A 16,402-nucleotide genomic window follows, 5' to 3' on the forward strand; every position below is an offset into this window, starting at 1 on the left:
TCGCCACGCTGCGCCCGGCCGCCGCGCCCAGGCCCGCCGCGCGCCGCGACCAGGCCGCCGAGAACCGCTCGGCGCTGGAAGCCCGCACGCTGCTGGCCATGCCCTGGGAGCCGCTGCTGACGCGCGTCGAGACCGCCGGCGCCGACGCCAAGGCCATTGCCTGGCTGGGCCTGGACGCCAGCGCCGGCCGCGGCGAGCTGCGCCTGGAAGGCTTGACGCCCGACAAGCTGCTGGCGCTGCAACTCGCCGAGCAGCTTGGCACGACGCCGGGCTGGGGCCAGGTCGTGCTGTCGCGCTTCTCGGCGGCCGAGACGGGCCTCACGGGCCAGCGCTTCGAGATCAATGCCCGCGTGGCGAGCGGAGGCGGCTCGTGAATCTGCCCGCACTCTTCAGGAAGCTCGGCGGCCCGGGCCTCGCCGGCCTCGCAGCGCTGCTGCTGGCGGCCGTCGCCCTGGTGCTGGGCCAGCGTTGGGACACCCAATCCGCCGCCTTGCAGGCCGAGGCCCGTGCGCTGCGCGCCAAGGCCAGGCCGGTGGCTATGGCACCGGCTGTGCCGGTCAGCGTGCAGCAATGGCAGGCGAACCTGCCCGCGGCGGCGCAGCGCCAGCAGCGGCTGGCCGACCTGCTGGAACTCAGCATTCGCCTGGACCTGAACGGCGCCCGCACCGAACACCGCCTGGCCACCAGCGAAGGCCTGGAGCGCCTGCGCGTGACCATGCCCGTCACCGGCAGCTACGCGCAGGTGCGCCGCTTCATCGGCGCCGCGCTGGAACATGACCCGGCGCTGAGCCTGGACTCGATCAAGTTGCGGCGCCTCAGCCCGATGAGCGCCGAGGTCGACGCCGAGCTGCAGTGGTCGTTGCACGGGAGGGCGCCATGAGCCGTGCACGGCCGTCCGAAACGGCTCAGCTCCCGCTTGGCGGGACAGCGCGAAGCGCGAAGGGTGCCTCATTGAACTCGCGGCACCTCGCCCTGGGCGGCGCGTTGGCCGCGACGCTGGCCGCCACGGCCTGGGTTGCGACGCGGCCCGACGCAGACGGGTCTGCGCCCGTCGTGGCCGCGCTGCCTGCTCGAAAGGCTGCGGCGGCATCGCCCGGAGCGCCCGAGGCCCCCAAGCCATCCGAAGCACGCCAGCCCTGGGTCGAGGCCAGCCCGGCTCAGCTCGCGGCCTGGCAACCGCCGCCGCCACCGCCTCTTCCCCCCGCGCCGCCGCCCGCCGCTGCACCGCCACCCCCGCCGCCGATGGCGCCACCCGTGCCCTATCAAATGATCGGCCGCGTCGTCGAAGGCGCAGGCAGCCAGGCCATCGAGGTCGCGCTGCTGGCCGGGCCGAACAAGGCGCTCAGCGTCAGGCGCGGCGACGTCATCGACGGCCAGTGGCGCGTCGAGCAGGTGTCGACCAGCGGCGTCAGCCTGACCTGGTTGCCGGCCAAGCTCCCACAGAACATCGCTTTCAAGGTCGTGCCATGAAGCAGCTCCTTCTCCTCCTAAGCGCCCTGCTGCTGACGGCCTGCGCCAATCCCGCGTTGCGCCAGGCCGAAGACCTTGGCCGCACCAACCAGTGGCCGGCCGCGTTGCGCGTGCTGGACGACGCCCTCACCAAGGACCCGAACGACCCGCAGCTGCGCGCCGCCCAGGTGCGCGCCCGCGAGCAGGCCACGGCCCGTCTCATCCTGCAGATCGAAGCCCTGCGCGGCGCCGGTCGCTGGGATGAGGCGCAGGCCCTGCTGAGCCAGCTCGGCCTGGCCGACGCCAAGCACCCGCGCCTGACCGCGCTGAGCGTGGACATCGAGCGCGGCCGCCGCCACGAGGCCCAGCTCGCCGCCGGCCGCGCCGCGCTGAAGGAGGGCCGCGTCGAGCGCGCCGATGCGGTGGCGCGCGAGATCCTGGCCGAGGCGCCCCAGCACCCCGGCGCACGCCTGCTGGCCAGCCAGGTGGCCCAGTCGCGGCCGCTGGAGACGGCTGTGGGCGAGCTGGGCCCCAACTTCCAGAAGCCGGTGACGCTGGAGTTCCGCGACGCGCCGCTGCGCCAGGTCTTCGAGGCGCTGGCGCGTTCCAGCGGCGTCAACTTTGTCTTCGACAAGGACGTGCGCGCCGACGCCCGCGTGACCGTCTTCCTGCGCGGGGTGACGCTGGACGAAGCGATGCGCGTCATCCTCGGCACCCAGCAGCTGGACCGCAAGCTGCTCAACGACAGCTCGGTGCTCGTCTTCCCCAACACCGCCGCCAAGCAGCGCGAGCACCAGGAGCTGATCACCCGCACGCTGTACCTCACCAACGCCGACGTGAAGCAGGTGCAGGCCATGGTGCGCACCATCGCCAAGGTGCGCGACATCCACATCGACGAGCGCCTGAACCTGCTCATCGTGCGCGACACGCCCGAGGTGGTGCGGCTGGTGGAAAAGCTCATCGCCTCGGTCGACCTGCCTGAGCCTGAGGTCATGCTGGAGGTGGAGGTGATGGAGCTGGCCACCGACCAAGTCGAAGCGCTCGGCCTGGACTGGCCCGACACGGTGCAGTTCGGCATTCCCAATGCCACTGGCCAGGTGCTGCTCAGCGCGCGCAACCAGTTCCGCGCGAGCGTGGCCAACCCGGCCATCGTGGCCAATCTGCGTGGCACGTCCGGCAACAACAACATCCTGGCCAATCCCAAGATCCGCGTGCGCAACCGCGACAAGGCCAAGGTCCACATCGGCCAGAAGCTGCCCGTCTTCACGACGACGACCAACTTCACCGGCTCCACGTCGGTGGCCGCCTCGGTCAGCTACCTGGACATCGGCCTCAAGCTGGACGTCGAGCCCACCGTGCAGCTCGACAACGACGTCGTCATCAAGATCGCGCTGGAGGTCAGCAACCTGATCCGGCAGGTCACCGGCCCCGGCGGCACGACGGCCTACGAGATTGGCACGCGCAACACCGCCACCACGCTGCGCCTGGCCGACGGCGAGACGCAAGTGCTTGCAGGCCTCATCAATGACGAAGACCGCAAGGCCTCGGCCGGCTTGCCCGGCCTGTCGCGCATTCCGGTGCTGGGCCGCCTGTTCGGCACCCAGACCGACACGCGCAACAAGACCGAGGTGGTGTTGCTCATCACGCCGCGCGTGGTGCGCAACCTGGCCGTGCCGGATGCGTCCCTCACGCGCCTGGCCAGCGGCACCGACGCCAGCCCCGGCGCCTTCTCCAGCCTGCTGCGCCGCGAGGCCCGGGCGGGCGTGGGTCTGGCCAGTGGCACGGTCTCTACCGCAGCGCCGTCAGCCGCCGCTCCCGTCGCGCCGACGGAGGCCACGCTCAAGCTGGACGTGACGCCACAGGTCGCGGTCGGCGGCGCGGTCTCGGTCGCGCTGAAGAACGACAGCGGCCTGCAGGTCAAGGGCGAACTGGAGTACGACGCCAGCCGCCTGGTGCCGGCGCAGCCGTTGCAAGGTGCCTCGCCGGGGCGCTATCCCATCGAGATCCCGCCTCGCGGTGACCGTGTCGTCGTGCTCCGCGCGCTGCCGGCGGCGGCAGGTCAGGTGCTCAACATCGGCTTGAGCGGGCTGTCGGCCAGCGGGCTCAATGGCGAGTCGGCGTCGGTACGCGTCGATGGCACCGGGCTGCTGACCGTCGAGGCGGCGAGGTAGTCGGCGATGCGGGTCAGGGGTTTCACCTTGATCGAGATGCTGGTCGTGCTGGCCATGCTGGGCGTGCTTGCGTCAGCCGCGCGGCCGCTGCTGGAGCTGTCGGTGCAGCGCACGCGCGAGCATGAGCTGCGCCAGGCCCTGCGCACGCTGCGCGAGGCGCTGGATGCCTACAAGCGCGCCGTCGAGGCCGGCAGCATCATGCAAGGCCCCGAGGACAGTGGCTACCCGGCGAAGCTGCAGTTGCTTGTTGACGGCGTGACGGATGTCAAGTCACCCAATGGCCGCAAGGTCTACTTCCTGCGCCGCCTGCCGCGCGACCCCTTCGCGCCAGCCGACTTGGCCGCCGCCGAGACCTGGGGCCTGCGCGCCTACGACAGCCCGCCCGATGAGCCACGCGCCGGCAAGGACGTGTTCGACGTGTTCTCGCGGTCGGACCGAAAAGCGCTGGACGGCTCCAAGCTGAAGGACTGGTGATGAAGCCCGGGATGTCAGCCCCCCGCCTGCGGGTACGCAACCGGCCCCCCGAGGGGGCGCGAGCCGGCCTTGGGACGGCCCGGCGCTCGGCTCGTCACGGCTTCACCCTCATCGAGCTCATCGTCGTCATGGCCATCGTCGCTCTGCTGGCTTCCATCGCCGCGCCGCGCTACTTCAACTCCCTGCAGAAGAGCAAGGAGACCGCGCTGCTGCAGTCGCTGACAACGATGCGTGACGCCATCGACCAGTACGCCGCCGACAAGGGCCGCTACCCCGAGTCGCTGCAGGAACTGGCCACGGCGCGCTACATCCGCGACGTGCCCGAGGACCCGCTCACCGCCAGCCGCGAGACCTGGGTGGAGCTGGCACCGCCCACCGACATGCAGGCCAGCGGCCACGTCTGGGACGTGCGCAGCGGCGCCTCCGGGCGCAGCGCCGATGGGCGCTTGTATGCAGACTGGTAGGGGCGTTCGCCGCCAAGGTGGCTACAGCTACCTCGCCGTCCTCTTCCTCGTCGCGCTGACCGCCGCCGCCCTGGCGTCGCTGGGCCAGGCCTGGAGCACCGCCGCCCAGCGAGAGAAGGAACGCGAGCTGGAATTCCGCGGTGGCGAGATCGCCCGCGCCATCGCGGCCTATGCCCGCGCCACGCCCAACCCGCCCCAGCAATACCCCAGGCGCCTGGAAGACCTGCTCGTCGACGGGCGCAGCTTCAAGCCCCGGCATCACCTGCGCCGCCTCTATGTCGACCCGTTCACCGGCGCGGCGGACTGGGAGCTGATGCCCGAGCCCGGCCAGCCCGATGCCTTCAGCGCGGTGCGCAGCCGGTCGGAACAGACGCTGCTGCGCGAGTTCGCGGCCGACGGCACGGCTGTGCGCATGGCCCATGACCTGGTTTTCTCGGCGCACGCCCAGGGCACGACTGCGGCTCAGGCGGGCGCCTCGGCACCGATGACTTTGCCGCCCGCATCCGCGGCGTCGCGTTAGCACGTTTTCCCTAGTTCAGGTTGCGCAGTGGCAAGGCGTCACAGAACCTGTCCCGCGTATAGAGGGTGGGCAAGTGTGTATTTAGTCACGCGGACCCCTCCAACAGAATCGGGTTCCCCGCAGGCCTCGCCTGCACAGGGGCTCGCCATTTTTCAACCCTTTGGCGGGCCACGTGRCCGCCCACCAGGCGCCGCGCTCCTGCGTTGCAAGATCAATTTGGCAAAGAAAGAGGGTATTTCGATGAAGAAGTTTGTGACCTCCCTGGCGCTCGCCGTATCGGCGCTGGCCCTGTCGGCAGGCGCCCACGCGGGCGTGCTGCGCACCACGATCACATTCGATCCGGTGGACACGTCGACGCTCTTTTTCCCGCCTCTCCTCGTGAACGGCGACGAGTTCTATCAAGATGGTCTGGCGGGCCACACGATGTGGTTCGACCCGTTCTCGAACTCTGCTGGTGCGATAGTCGGTGACCTCGTCGGTTCCATCCTGGACGGCGCCTGCTCCGACCTGCTGTGCCCGTCCAACAACCCAACCAACTACGTTGCGCTGCTCGACGATGCCGCCCTCGTATTCGGCGCGCTCGACGGCTTCACTTTCTCGGTGAAGAGCCTCAACGCCAGCTTCATCGGCAGCGGCGACCCGCTGCAGATCACTCCCGGCTTTGTGCGCCTGCAAGGTGTGCGAAAAGGCCTGTCGACGATTGCCACGTTCGCGCTCACCGGCCTGGATGGCGCCGGCCATCTGAACTTCGGCGCCATCAACACCGGCGCCTTCGGCAACTTGGAGTTTGACTACGTCTACGCCTATGGCTACGCGTGCCCTGCGCCGGGTGCCGGCAACACCTGCTCGGCCTTCTCGACCAACCGCGCCCAGTTCGCGCTGGACGACATCGTCATCGAGCATGTGCCCGAGCCGGCCAGCCTGACCCTGGTCGGCGTCGCCGGCCTCGCCCTGCTGGGTGCCCGCCGCCGCCGCGCCGCCTGACCCGACATCATCGAAAGGAATCACTCCATGAAGATGAAACTCACGCCCGCCGCTCTGGCGACGCTGATCCTCGCCTCGGGCCTGGCCACAGGCGCCTTTGCACAGGATCGCAAGACCTACATCGTCCAGCTGAAGGATGAACCTGCGGCCTCCTACCAGGGCGGCGTTGCCGGCTTGGCCGCCACGCAGCCTGCTGCGGGCGAGACCTTCAAGTACGGCGCTGCCGCCGTGCAGGCCTACGTCAACTACCTGGGCCAGCAGCAGAGCAATGTGATCTCGCTGGTGGGCAATGCGCCCGTGCTGGTGACCTACAAGGTCGTGTTCAACGGCTTTGCCGCGCGCCTCACCGAAGACGAAGCCCGCTCGCTGTCCGCCAACGGCCAGGTCGCGGGCCTGTGGCTTGACGAAGCCCGTCAGCTCGACACCATCTCCACCTCCAAATTCCTGAAGCTCAGCGAACCCGGCGGCCTGTGGTCCAAGACAGTGGGCGGCACTGCGGTGAAGGGCGAGAACCTGGTCATCGGCGTCGTCGACGGCGGCATCTGGCCCGAGAACCCGGCGTTCTTCGATCGCGTCGACGCCAATGGCGTGCCCACCAACAACCCGGGCGACACGCTGGCCTTCGGCCCGGTGCCTGCCAGCTTCACCGGCAGCTGCGAGACCAGCCCCGGCATCGACCCGGCCAAGCATTGCAACAACAAGCTCATCGGCATCAAGCACTTCGACGCCGGCTTCATCGCCAATGCACCGCCGCTGCACTGGACCGACTTCGCCGGCTCCGGCCGCGATTCGCTGTCCGGCGCCACGGGCCACGGCGGCCACGGTGACCACACTGCGTCCACGGCGGCCGGCAATGCCAATGTGCCCGTCACCATCAATCAGGCGCTGGTGGGCAGCGCTTCCGGCATGGCCCCGCGTGCCCGCGTGTCGGCGTACAAGGTCTGCTGGACCTACGTGAACGCCGCCGCCACCGACGGTACCGGCAGCCAGAACACCTGCTACACCTCGGACTCGGTGGCTGCCATCGACGCCGCCGTCGCCGACGGCGTCAACGTCATCAACTTCTCGATCAGCGGCTCGCAGACTACGGTCAACGACCCCGTCGAACAGGCCTTTTACCGCGCGTCGCTGGCCGGCGTGTTCGTTGCCGCGTCGGCCGGCAACAGCGGCCCTGCGCAGGCGGTTGCCCACATCAGCCCCTGGTTGACGACGGTCGCTGCCTCCACGCACGACCGTGCCTTTGCGGGCAGCGCCACCGTCGGCGCAACGACCTATACCGGCGGCTCCACAACCAAGACCGGCCTGAGCCCGACGAACATGATCCTGGCCGAGAACGCCGGCGTGGGCGGCGGCAATGCCAGCCTGTGCTTCAGCGCCGCGCCGCCCGCCGGCCAGGTGCTGCTGGACCCCGCCCTGGTGGCCGGCAAGCTGGTCGTCTGCACCCGCGGTACCAACGCCCGTGTCGACAAGGGCCTGGCCGTCAAGAACGCCGGCGGCGTGGGCATGATCCTGTCCAACGCTTCGGCCGGTCAGACCATCGACAGCGACTTCCAGCCTGTCCCCAGCCTCCAGGTCAGCAACACCGATGGCGCTGCCATCAAGGCCTATGTGAGCGGCAATGCCAATCCGAAGGGCTCGATCGCGCTCGCTGTCATGACCACCAAGCCGGCGCCGATCATGGCCGACTTCTCGTCACGCGGCCCCAACGCCGGCGACAGCAACGTGCTGAAGCCCGACCTGACCGCCCCGGGCGTGGACATCATTGCCCATGTCACGCCGGCGCAGACCGAAGCGCAAAAGGACCAGATCGTCGCCGGCACGCTGGTGCCGCCGCCCGCCTGGGACAGCTACCAGGGCACGTCGATGTCCAGCCCGCATGTGGCTGGCCTGGCGCTGCTGCTGAAGCAGGCCAACCCGACCTGGGGCCCTGCCGCCATCAAGTCGGCGCTGATGACCACGGCCTACTCGACGCTGGACGACGGTCTGCCCAGCCCGCAGAACGGTCTGCTGCCCTGGGCCCAGGGTGCCGGCCATGTCGACCCGCAGAAGGCGGCCGATCCGGGCCTGGTTTACGACGCTGGCAAGAACGACTGGATCAAGTACCAGTGCAAGGTCAACAAGTCCGCCGTCATCCCGGCCAGCGACTGCACCACCATCGGCACGCTGGACGAGACCTACAACCTGAATCTGCCGTCGATCACGGTTGGCGCGGTGACAGGTGCCGTCGTCGTGAGCCGCAAGGTCACCAACGTCGGCGCTTCTTCGGCGACCTACAACGCTGCCTTCACGACGCCGCCTGGCTTCACGATGACCGTGTCGCCTAATTCGATGACGCTGGCCTCGGGCGAAACCAAGACGTTCACGGTCTCGCTGGCTCCGGCCGGCGCTGCCGAAGGCGTCTGGCAGTTCGGGCAGCTGGTCTGGAGCGACGGTGTGCACTCGGTGCGTTCGCCCATCCAGGCGAAGGCGGGCAAGGCGATCTCGGCACCTGCGGAGTTCACCGACACCAAGGGTTCGGGCAGCAAGTTGTTCACCGTGCGCACCGGCTTCTCGGGCCGTATGGGCGTGCTCAAGGGCGGTCTGAAGGACGTCACGATGGGCGCGGAGACGACGTTGTCCGCATCGGCTGTCAGCGGAGCGACGTTGGCCTCGCGCTGCTACGGCAGCAACAACTATGCGTCGATTGCCAAGTACAACTTCACCGTGCCGGCAGGTGCCATCGTGGCCCGTTGGGCGTTGCGCCAGGCCGATGTGAGCGGTGCGGGGGATGACCATGATCTGGTCGTCGTCAACATGAACGCCGCCTCCTACATCTACTCGGGCAATGACGGGTCGGATGAAGTCGTACAGATGGTCGCGCCCGCTGCCGCCAACTACCGCGCCTGCGTGCTGGCGTACTCCGGCGCTGCGCCGATCAAGCACAAGCTGTCGAGCTGGATCGTGATGCCTGGCGATGCGGGTGGCCTGAACGCGCTGGTGCCGTCGCAGGTCTACGCGGGCAGCACGGCCACGGTCGGCTTCAGCTGGACGGGCCTCGCGGCCGGCAAGCGCACGGTGGGTGGTGCCCACTGGCTGGATGCCGCGGGCAAGGTGCAGGCAACCACCGTGCTGCGCGTGTCCACCGATGGCAGCGTGCCGGTGCAGAACGTGCCGAGCAACATGCCCAGCAAGCTGGTGGACGCGGCCGTCAACCAGTAAGCCGCAACCGACGTCGCCGGGGCCTTGGTGCCCCGGGGCTAACAGGCCGCATGCCGCAAAGGGTGCGGCCTTTTTCTTGGTCGGCGGCGACTATTGCGCGCTTCGCAACGACGGTGTCGCCAGCAATTGGCAACGCCCGGCCACGCAGGTGGCGCCGGGGTCCTGCGTCATCGCGCAGTTGGAGCGCATGCCGCTGGCCTCCACCTCGCGTCTGTGCGCCTCGGCCTGGCGTGCGGCGAGGGTCTTCAGGGCTTCAGCATCCGTGCCTTGGGCAGACCAGGCCCAGTAGCCCGCCGGTCCGCCGCAGGCCTTGGCGCCGACCGGCACCGTGCGGCATTGCGTGTCGGTGCTGCAGCTGGCCGGGCCTATCAGCGTGCGCAGTTCGCCGGCCAGGCGTGTGGACTCGGCCACGGGCGCGGTGGCGGGTGGGCTCTGCGCGCAGCTGGCGAGGGCGATGCCGGCGAGGGCGGAGGCGAGGAGGCGGGGGAGTTTCATGGCTGCCATCGTGGGCCGGTCGCCTCCACTTGGCAACAACTAGGATGCTTCCATGCGTATGTGGCCGCCCCTGTTGCTGAGCCTGGCTGCTGCGGCGCCCGCCGTGCCGGCCGCCGATTGCCAGCCCGATGCCGAGGTGGCCACCCGCGCGCTGAACGCGCTGCGCGCCCAGGCCCAGCGCTGCGGCGACCGCCTGTGGCCGGCTGCGTCGGCTTTGCGCTGGCAGACGGTGCTGGGCGAGTCCTCCCGGCGCTATGCCGCCGAACTGGCCACGCTGGATCGGCTGGACCACACCAGCGCCAGCGGCGCCACGCTGCGCACGCGGCTGCGCGAGGCCGGCTATGCGATGCGCGTTTCGGGCGAGAACCTGGCCGGCGGCCCGGAGACGCTGGACGAAGCGCTGGCTCAATGGCTGGCCAGCTCGGGCCATTGCGAGAACCTGATGGCGCCCGACTTCGAGGACTTCGGCCTGGCTTGCGTCTCCGGCCCGGGCCGCCTGCAGCGCTTCTGGGTCTTGCAGCTGGCCGCGCCAGCGGGGCCTAGACCTAAATCCAGCCCAGATCGATAGCGCGCAGCACCGCCTGCGTGCGGTCGCGCACGCCCATCTTGGAGAAGATGGCCGAGCAGTGGTTCTTGATGACGCCCTCGCTGTTGCCCAGCAGGCTGGCGATCTCGGTGTTGCTGCGGCCGCTGGCCACCAGGCGCAGCACCTGCAGCTCCTTGGGGCTCAGCGGGTCCGGGTGGTCGGCCGCCGTGAAGGCGCGCTCGCCGCCCTTGGCCTCCATGCGCGTGGTGAGCGACGGGCGAAGCGCGGTGCCGCCGCCGTGCACGTCGCGCAGGGCCTGCAGCAGCGTGTCGGTGCTGATGGCCTTGAGCAGAAAGCCCTTGGCGCCGGCGCGCGCGGCCTCGTCGAAGGCGACGGTGTCATCGAAGGTCGTCAGCAGGATGACCGGCAGGCGCAGTGCCCGCGCGGCCAGCGCGCGGATCAGGCCGACGCCGTCCAGCCGCGGCATGCGCATGTCGGACAGGATGACGTCGGGCATGCTCTCGGCCGAGGCCGCAGCCAGCCACTCCAGCGCCTCGGCACCGTCGCTCGCCTCGCCGACGACCTGCAGTTCATCGTCGTGGAGCGCGAGCAGCCCTTTGAGGCCTTCACGCACCAGTTGCTGGTCCTCGACCAGCAGGATCTTGATCACACCCATCGCGGACATCTCAGCTCGATTCGAAACCCAGGGCCGGTGCGCGTCACGCGCATCTGCCCACCCAGTTCAGCCATGCGCTCGGCCATGCCGGAGAGGCCGTTGCCGAGCCTTCCTTCGTGCCAGCCTGGCGCGCCCCGCCCATCATCGTCGATGCTGACAGCGACTTGATCGCCATCGCCTCTCAGTTCCACCTGCACGCGCCGCGCGCCGGCATGGCGCACGCTGTTGGTCACCCCTTCCTGCACGCAGCGCAGCAGCGCGTGGGCTGCGCGGGGCCCGAGGTCGCGGGTGGCGTCGTCCAGCGCCAGCTCGATGCGCGTGCTGGCAATGCCCTTCTCGATCCCGTCTCTCAGGGCCTGCAACGCGGCGGACAGGTCGATGCGCTGCGAGCTGCGCTGCTGCGACACGGATTCGCGCACGTCGGCCAGCAGTTGCGCCGCCACGCCCTGGGCGCGGCCCAGCGCCTGACCGGCGCCGCCGCTGTCGGCCCGCGCCAGCAGCGCGCCGCCGAGCTGCAGCTGCAGGTTGAGCGCCGTCAGGTGGTGGCCCATCAGGTCGTGCAGCTCGCGGGCGATCTGCATGCGTTCGTTGTAGCGCATCTGCTCGGCCAGCAGGTGCTCGCCAGACAACTGCTCGGCCAGCACGGCCTGCAGCCAGCGGCGCTTCTCGGCCTCGGACGCCGCCATGCGCCCCAGGCCGAAGGCCAGGCCGTGCAGGCCCAGCATGGCGAACAGCATGCCGAACTGGTCCAGCCAGGCGGTCGTCGACGCGTAGACATAGATGCCGGTGTTCAGCAGCACCTGGGCCGCCGCAAAGCCCAGTGCCAGGCGGGCCGGCAGCACCACCGCGCCCAGCGCCGTGACGAGGAAGGGCAGGCCGGGCGTCACGCCGAAGGCCAGCAGGTCCACCAGCAGCAGCCAGGCCAGGCGCTGGTTCACCGGCAGGGCCGTCTGGCCCAGGCGCGCCAGGCGGAAGATCAGCGCGACGAAGGCCACCAGCAGCAGCACGCAGACGACCACCAGGCCGCGGTCGTTGACGTCGCCACCCAGCTGGCGCCAGACCCAGGCGGCCAGGCCGTCGTAGGGCTCCGTGCGCACGCCCAGCAGCGCGGAGCCGGCGCTGACCAGCTCCATCGCGCAGACCACCAGCGCCGCCAGCCGCAGCACGGTGCCGGGCTCGGCGAGCCGCGCAAGCAGCCTGTCGAACTTCGTCATTCGGCCAGCGCTGCGGAGATGACGCCGCCGCCCAGACACACGTCGCCGTCGTAGACCACGGCGCTCTGCCCCGGCGTGACGGCCCATTGCGGGTCAGGGAAGCGCAGCGTCAGCTGGCCGGCCGCGTCGAAAGCGATGCTGCAGGGCGCGTCCGCCTGGCGATAGCGCGTCTTGGCCGCGGCCGTGCCGGTGGCGGGCGCGCGGCCGGCAATCCAGCTCAGGTCGTCGGCCACGAGGGCCGGGCTCAGCAGCAGCGGGTGGTCGTGGCCCTGCACGGCGATCAGCGTGTTGCGCGCCATGTCCTTGGCGGCGACGAACCAGGGCTCGTGATGGCCGCCGCCCTTCGACGCCTGGCCGGGCGTCGCCGCCGATCCCTGCGCGCCTTTCTCCTTGACCCCGCCAATGCCCAGGCCCTGGCGCTGGCCCAGCGTGTAGAAGCTCAGGCCGACATGCTCGCCCAGCTTGYGGCCGCGCTCGTCCTTGATGGGCCCGGGCTGGTGCGACAGGTATTTGTTCAGGAACTCGCGGAAGGGCCGCTCGCCGATGAAGCAGATACCGGTCGAGTCCTTCTTCTTCGCGTTCGGCAGCGCGATCTCGGCGGCGATGCGGCGCACCTCGGTCTTGGGCAGGTCGCCGACCGGGAACATCGTCTTGCTGAGCTGGGCCTGGCTGAGCCGGTGCAGGAAGTAGCTCTGGTCCTTCAGCGGGTCCAGGCCCTTGAGCAACTGGAACTCGCCATCGACTTCGCGAACGCGTGCGTAGTGACCGGTCGCGATCTTCTCGGCGCCCAGCCGCATCGCATGGTCCAGGAAGGCCTTGAACTTGATCTCGGCATTGCACAGCACGTCGGGGTTGGGCGTGCGGCCGGCCTGGTACTCGCGCAGAAAGCTCTCGAAGACGCGGTCCTTGTACTCGGCCGCGAAGTTGACGTGCTCGAGGTCGATGCCCAGCACGTCGGCCACGGAGGCGGCGTCCAGGAAGTCCTGGCGCGTCGAGCAGTACTCGTCGTCGTCATCGTCTTCCCAGTTCTTCATGAAGATGCCGATGACCTCGTGGCCTTGTTGCTTCAGCAGGTGGGCGGTTACGGCCGAGTCGACGCCGCCGGACAGGCCGACCACGACACGGTGCTTCTTGTTGGAGCTCATCCGCGCGATTGTCCCAAACGAGCCTTCATCCGTGACTCGACCGGTTTTTGCACCCGCATCCTGTCAACGACCGCCGGCGGCCCGGCGGTCCTCGCGCGCTGGACGCTCAGCCAAAAAAAAGGGCGCTCATTGAGCGCCCTTCTCGGTGCCGGACAAAGTCAGGCGTGGCACACGCTCAGGGCGTGCAGCGGTACAGCGTCACGTCATCCAGATACCAGCCGAAGGTGCCGCCGCAACCGTCATTGCCCAGTTCGAAGCGCAGCTTGACCTTGTCGTTGGGCTGCGCATACGGCGCGAGGTTGATGATGGAGCGACCCCAGGACCCGTTGACGGAGCCGTCGTCCGAACCCGAAAAGCCGGGCTGGCCTGCTAGCGGGTTGGTACTGCCTGCTGCGGCCGAGGCCAGCGTCGTGTTGTACGGGTTGTAGATGAAGTCGGTCGGCTTGACGACCTGCCATGCGCCGCCGTTCACGCTGATCTTCACGTTGCCACCGTCGAAGCCGGCTTCCGTGCTGACCCAGTGATCGAATGCCAGACGCAGTGTGGTCGCGCCAGCCGGGATGGTGATCTCCGGGCTTTCCAGGCGTTGCAGGCCGCTTTCGTCGCCACCGGGAGAACAGGTTCCGCCGGCGATGTCAGCAGCGTAGATGGCATAGCCCGCGCGCTTGCTGGGCAGGTTCGTCACGACTCCCCAGTCCCGCGCGGTGAAGTTGCCGCCCGTGACGCCGACGTGGGCGATGGACCATTTCACGCCGCTGCGCTTGCCGCCTTCGAAGCTGTCCGACATCAAGGCCGTCGGGGCACCGGTGGGGCACAGCGCCGGCGGCGCCTTGGCCAGCAACGGCTGGAAGCTGCACTGGCTCGGCGGTGAGCGCAGTTCCACGGCGGCGACCATCTTGGTCACCTGCGCACAGTCGTTCGCGTTGATCACCTCTCCCGAGATGGCGCCGGTCTTGAGATCGTTCAGCGCCGTGCCGGTCAGGTCGCGGCAGGACTGCTCCAGCGCGTCCGCGTGATCCGCAAAGCCGCTGGCCGGGCCTTGGTAGACGCTCTGTGCACGGTAGTACAGGTGCGCCGCCTTGGTCAGGCCGATGCTGGTGATGTTCTGGCCGTTGTAGCTGCCACCGTCGACCAGCAGCGCGTAGCCGTGGTTGGGCACGCCGGAGTTGCCATGCACACCGCCGCTGTCGCCCGCTTCAGTGTTCGGGCCGCAGCTGTACTGTCGGTCGGACACCTTGCCGGGGTTGCCGTAGCAGGTGGGGTTGTACATGTCGCGCAGGGCGCCGGTGAGCCCGGGCGCCGTGGAGTCTTCGCCCAACAGCCAGCGGACCGAACTGTCCGAACCGGTGCCGCCTCGCACCATCGACGCGGTCACGGTGCTCACCTGAGCCTTGATTGCCGTGCCGTCGCTCTGCGTCACCGACAGTGCCGGGATGGTGACGGTGGCGTCGACCCCACTCATGCCGGGCGGCACCGTGCCCGCCGCGTTGTTGCCGATGATGACGCCGATGGCGCCGTTCAACTGGGCGTTCTTGGTCTTCACCGCGAAGCCGCAGGCGCCACGGTCCATGTAGGCGATCTTGCCGCTCACGGATGCTGCATTGGCAAAGGGCGTTTCGCAGCCGTCGTTCCCGGTGCCGACGCCGTCGTTGACCACCACCACGTTGCTCGCGACGGAGAAGATCTGCGGCCCGAACGCCGCGGTGCCGCCGCTCTTCACGCCGGCGATGGCAGCCGGTGCGGTGATATTGATGGACGGGCTGTTGGGCGTGTAGACGGTGCAGGCGCCGGGCGTGCGCATCGCGTCAGGCGTGTCACCACCCCGGCCGTTGAGGCGGTCGACCGTCTCGCCCCAGATGTCCGAGTAGGCCTCGTTCAGTGCGCCGGGTTGCCAGGCATAGATCAGGCCGTGGGTGTACTCGGTGTAGGCATGGCCCCACTCGTGCGCAGTGACGTCGTCGGTCGTGAGGCCCGGGCAGAAAGAGATGAACGTACCGTTCCACGACGCGTTGGGGCAGCGGTTGCCGCGGTTGAAGATCGAGTCCATCGTCGCGCCCTTGCCGTCGTAGGAGTCGCGACCGAAAGCGTTCTTGAACAGGTCGTAGATATCAGACGACGCGGCGATCATGTTGTCCGCCTCCACAGTGCCGGTGGGGAAGGCCTGGCCTTCGACCCAGAACGGCGTGTTCGGATAGTTGGGGCCGGGTGCAGTGGCGCCCTGGGCATTGAAGGCGCGACGGTTCTTGGCGTCGTGGATGCCAGCGATCTGGTCGATCACCTTGCCGGTGTGCGCATCGACGTAGACGAAGCTGCGCACGTCCACGCCGTTGCCGACGACGACCTCCCAGGCCAGGTGGTTGGCGCCCTCGACGCCCTTGGCCAGGCCTGCGCGGTAGATCATCAGCGTCGGCTTCGCGGCTGTCAGCTTGGCAGGGCGGTCCAGATCGGCCGTGACACGCGTGACGGCGACCTTGGCCGCATCGTCGGCCGAGCGGTTGGGCGTGGTGTCGACCGTGATGCCGGGCACGAACGTGCCGTTCGCCACCACCAGGTTGTCCGACGCGTCGTAGTGCGTCTTCAGTTCGGCGCCGAACACCGGCAGGCCGCGATAGAACTGCTTGTGGCTGATGTGTGTGCCGCCCTGGCGATCCTTGGTGATGCGGGCAGCACCGAGCTCCTCGTCGACGTTGCTGATGCCGAAGAGCCCGCCGTAGCTGCGCAGGAACTCGACGGAGCCGGCGTTCCGGGCGGCATCGTTCATCGGCCGACCGCGGCTCTGTTCGGCCATCTTGGCAGCACCGCTGCTGCGGGGCAGCCGCACGAAACGGGCAGCACCCGTGCTGTCATGCAGGGCCACCTCCGGCGTGGTGCCGGTGTCGGCGGCGACGCGCGCAAGGGCGGCGCGCTGGCCGGACAGGCCGGGGCGCTCCTGCGCCTGGGCAGCAAACGCCAGGCCCATCGACAGGGCCAGCAAGGAAAGGCGCATTGAATTCCGGGTCATACACACTCCTGTGCGCGGCGGTCGGCCGCTCAACGGTGACAAAGGGGCAGCTTGCCGAGGGATCGCCTCGGCGCAGCAGGCCGGT

At 69.2% G+C, this 16,402-nt stretch carries 15 protein-coding genes; 10 read left to right on the plus strand and 5 right to left on the minus strand.

The features are described 5' to 3' along the window. From ACXRVZ_RS06485 to ACXRVZ_RS06525, 9 genes are all read left to right on the plus strand, one after another. Positions 1-374 (plus strand): hypothetical protein (locus ACXRVZ_RS06485; RefSeq protein WP_458232266.1); only part of this gene is annotated, 374 nt, incomplete at its 5' end. Next, positions 371-880, plus strand: coding sequence for a hypothetical protein (locus ACXRVZ_RS06490; protein ID WP_457420185.1), 510 nt, complete (start codon positions 371-373; stop codon positions 878-880). The genes ACXRVZ_RS06485 and ACXRVZ_RS06490, both read left to right, overlap by 4 nt. Positions 881-951: 71 nt before the next feature. After that, positions 952-1,470 (plus strand): hypothetical protein, encoded by a 519-nt coding sequence (locus tag ACXRVZ_RS06495; protein ID WP_457420187.1) that lies wholly within the window; start codon positions 952-954, stop codon positions 1,468-1,470. Beyond that, a complete protein-coding gene (locus ACXRVZ_RS06500) occupies positions 1,467-3,620 on the plus strand; it encodes a secretin N-terminal domain-containing protein (RefSeq protein WP_457420189.1) in 2,154 nt (717 codons plus the stop codon). Before ACXRVZ_RS06495 ends, ACXRVZ_RS06500 begins: the two co-directional genes overlap by 4 nt. Positions 3,621-3,626: 6 nt before the next feature. Next, positions 3,627-4,094, plus strand: a complete 468-nt coding sequence (locus ACXRVZ_RS06505) for a type II secretion system protein (protein WP_457420191.1) — start codon at positions 3,627-3,629, stop codon at positions 4,092-4,094. An 11-nt stretch (positions 4,095-4,105) separates the two neighbouring features. Continuing rightward, complete coding sequence (locus tag ACXRVZ_RS06510; RefSeq protein WP_457420193.1) at positions 4,106-4,558, plus strand: type II secretion system protein; 453 nt, start codon at positions 4,106-4,108, stop codon at positions 4,556-4,558. Continuing rightward, on the plus strand, positions 4,545-5,078 hold the full coding sequence (locus ACXRVZ_RS06515) for a hypothetical protein (protein WP_457420195.1): 534 nt from the start codon (positions 4,545-4,547) through the stop codon (positions 5,076-5,078). The genes ACXRVZ_RS06510 and ACXRVZ_RS06515 overlap by 14 nt, the downstream gene beginning before the upstream one ends. A gap of 240 nt (positions 5,079-5,318) precedes the next feature. After that, positions 5,319-6,062 (plus strand): NF038120 family PEP-CTERM protein, encoded by a 744-nt coding sequence (locus tag ACXRVZ_RS06520; RefSeq protein ID WP_457420197.1) that lies wholly within the window; start codon positions 5,319-5,321, stop codon positions 6,060-6,062. 27 nt (positions 6,063-6,089) lie between these two features. Next, complete coding sequence (locus tag ACXRVZ_RS06525) at positions 6,090-9,260, plus strand: S8 family serine peptidase (RefSeq protein ID WP_457420199.1); 3,171 nt, start codon at positions 6,090-6,092, stop codon at positions 9,258-9,260. 90 nt (positions 9,261-9,350) lie between these two features. Here ACXRVZ_RS06525 and ACXRVZ_RS06530 read toward each other — a convergent pair whose 3' ends face one another. Next, entirely contained in the window at positions 9,351-9,755 is a 405-nt protein-coding gene (locus ACXRVZ_RS06530; RefSeq protein WP_457420201.1) for a hypothetical protein, read from the minus strand. 52 nt (positions 9,756-9,807) lie between these two features. Here ACXRVZ_RS06530 and ACXRVZ_RS06535 point away from each other — a divergent pair, with 52 nt between their 5' ends. Then, positions 9,808-10,323: a CAP domain-containing protein gene (locus tag ACXRVZ_RS06535; RefSeq protein ID WP_457420203.1), complete on the plus strand. Its 516-nt coding sequence runs from the start codon at positions 9,808-9,810 to the stop codon at positions 10,321-10,323. On the opposite strand, the gene ACXRVZ_RS06540 is transcribed toward ACXRVZ_RS06535, so the two are convergent. The 4 genes from ACXRVZ_RS06540 to ACXRVZ_RS06555 form a co-directional block, all read right to left on the minus strand. Next, positions 10,301-10,957: a response regulator gene (locus tag ACXRVZ_RS06540; protein ID WP_457420205.1), complete on the minus strand. Its 657-nt coding sequence runs from the start codon at positions 10,955-10,957 to the stop codon at positions 10,301-10,303. The genes ACXRVZ_RS06535 and ACXRVZ_RS06540 overlap by 23 nt on opposite strands. Then, positions 10,948-12,171 carry a sensor histidine kinase gene (locus ACXRVZ_RS06545; RefSeq protein WP_457420207.1) on the minus strand — a complete coding sequence of 408 codons (1,224 nt, stop codon included), beginning with the start codon at positions 12,169-12,171 and terminating at the stop codon, positions 10,948-10,950. The genes ACXRVZ_RS06540 and ACXRVZ_RS06545 overlap by 10 nt, the downstream gene beginning before the upstream one ends. Further along, on the minus strand, positions 12,168-13,316 hold the full coding sequence (mnmA, locus tag ACXRVZ_RS06550; RefSeq protein WP_458232267.1) for a tRNA 2-thiouridine(34) synthase MnmA: 1,149 nt from the start codon (positions 13,314-13,316) through the stop codon (positions 12,168-12,170). The genes ACXRVZ_RS06545 and mnmA overlap by 4 nt, the downstream gene beginning before the upstream one ends. 175 nt (positions 13,317-13,491) lie before the next feature. Beyond that, the gene (locus ACXRVZ_RS06555; protein WP_457420211.1) at positions 13,492-16,317 is read right to left on the minus strand and encodes a M4 family metallopeptidase; all 2,826 of its coding nucleotides are present in this window, start codon (positions 16,315-16,317) and stop codon (positions 13,492-13,494) included. Positions 16,318-16,402: the final 85 nt, after the last annotated feature.

Source organism: Roseateles sp. P5_E8 (assembly GCF_054177665.1).

Coding starts and splice junctions, on each gene's coding strand:
- ACXRVZ_RS06540 (WP_457420205.1), bottom strand. CDS start 10,957: ATGGGTGTGATCAAGATCCTGCTGGTCGAGGACCAGCAACTGGTGCGT.
- ACXRVZ_RS06505 (WP_457420191.1), top strand. CDS start 3,627: ATGCGGGTCAGGGGTTTCACCTTGATCGAGATGCTGGTCGTGCTGGCC.
- ACXRVZ_RS06515 (WP_457420195.1), top strand. CDS start 4,545: ATGCAGACTGGTAGGGGCGTTCGCCGCCAAGGTGGCTACAGCTACCTC.
- ACXRVZ_RS06525 (WP_457420199.1), top strand. CDS start 6,090: ATGAAGATGAAACTCACGCCCGCCGCTCTGGCGACGCTGATCCTCGCC.
- ACXRVZ_RS06510 (WP_457420193.1), top strand. CDS start 4,106: ATGTCAGCCCCCCGCCTGCGGGTACGCAACCGGCCCCCCGAGGGGGCG.
- ACXRVZ_RS06535 (WP_457420203.1), top strand. CDS start 9,808: ATGCGTATGTGGCCGCCCCTGTTGCTGAGCCTGGCTGCTGCGGCGCCC.
- ACXRVZ_RS06555 (WP_457420211.1), bottom strand. CDS start 16,317: ATGACCCGGAATTCAATGCGCCTTTCCTTGCTGGCCCTGTCGATGGGC.
- ACXRVZ_RS06530 (WP_457420201.1), bottom strand. CDS start 9,755: ATGAAACTCCCCCGCCTCCTCGCCTCCGCCCTCGCCGGCATCGCCCTC.
- ACXRVZ_RS06545 (WP_457420207.1), bottom strand. CDS start 12,171: ATGACGAAGTTCGACAGGCTGCTTGCGCGGCTCGCCGAGCCCGGCACC.
- ACXRVZ_RS06500 (WP_457420189.1), top strand. CDS start 1,467: ATGAAGCAGCTCCTTCTCCTCCTAAGCGCCCTGCTGCTGACGGCCTGC.
- ACXRVZ_RS06520 (WP_457420197.1), top strand. CDS start 5,319: ATGAAGAAGTTTGTGACCTCCCTGGCGCTCGCCGTATCGGCGCTGGCC.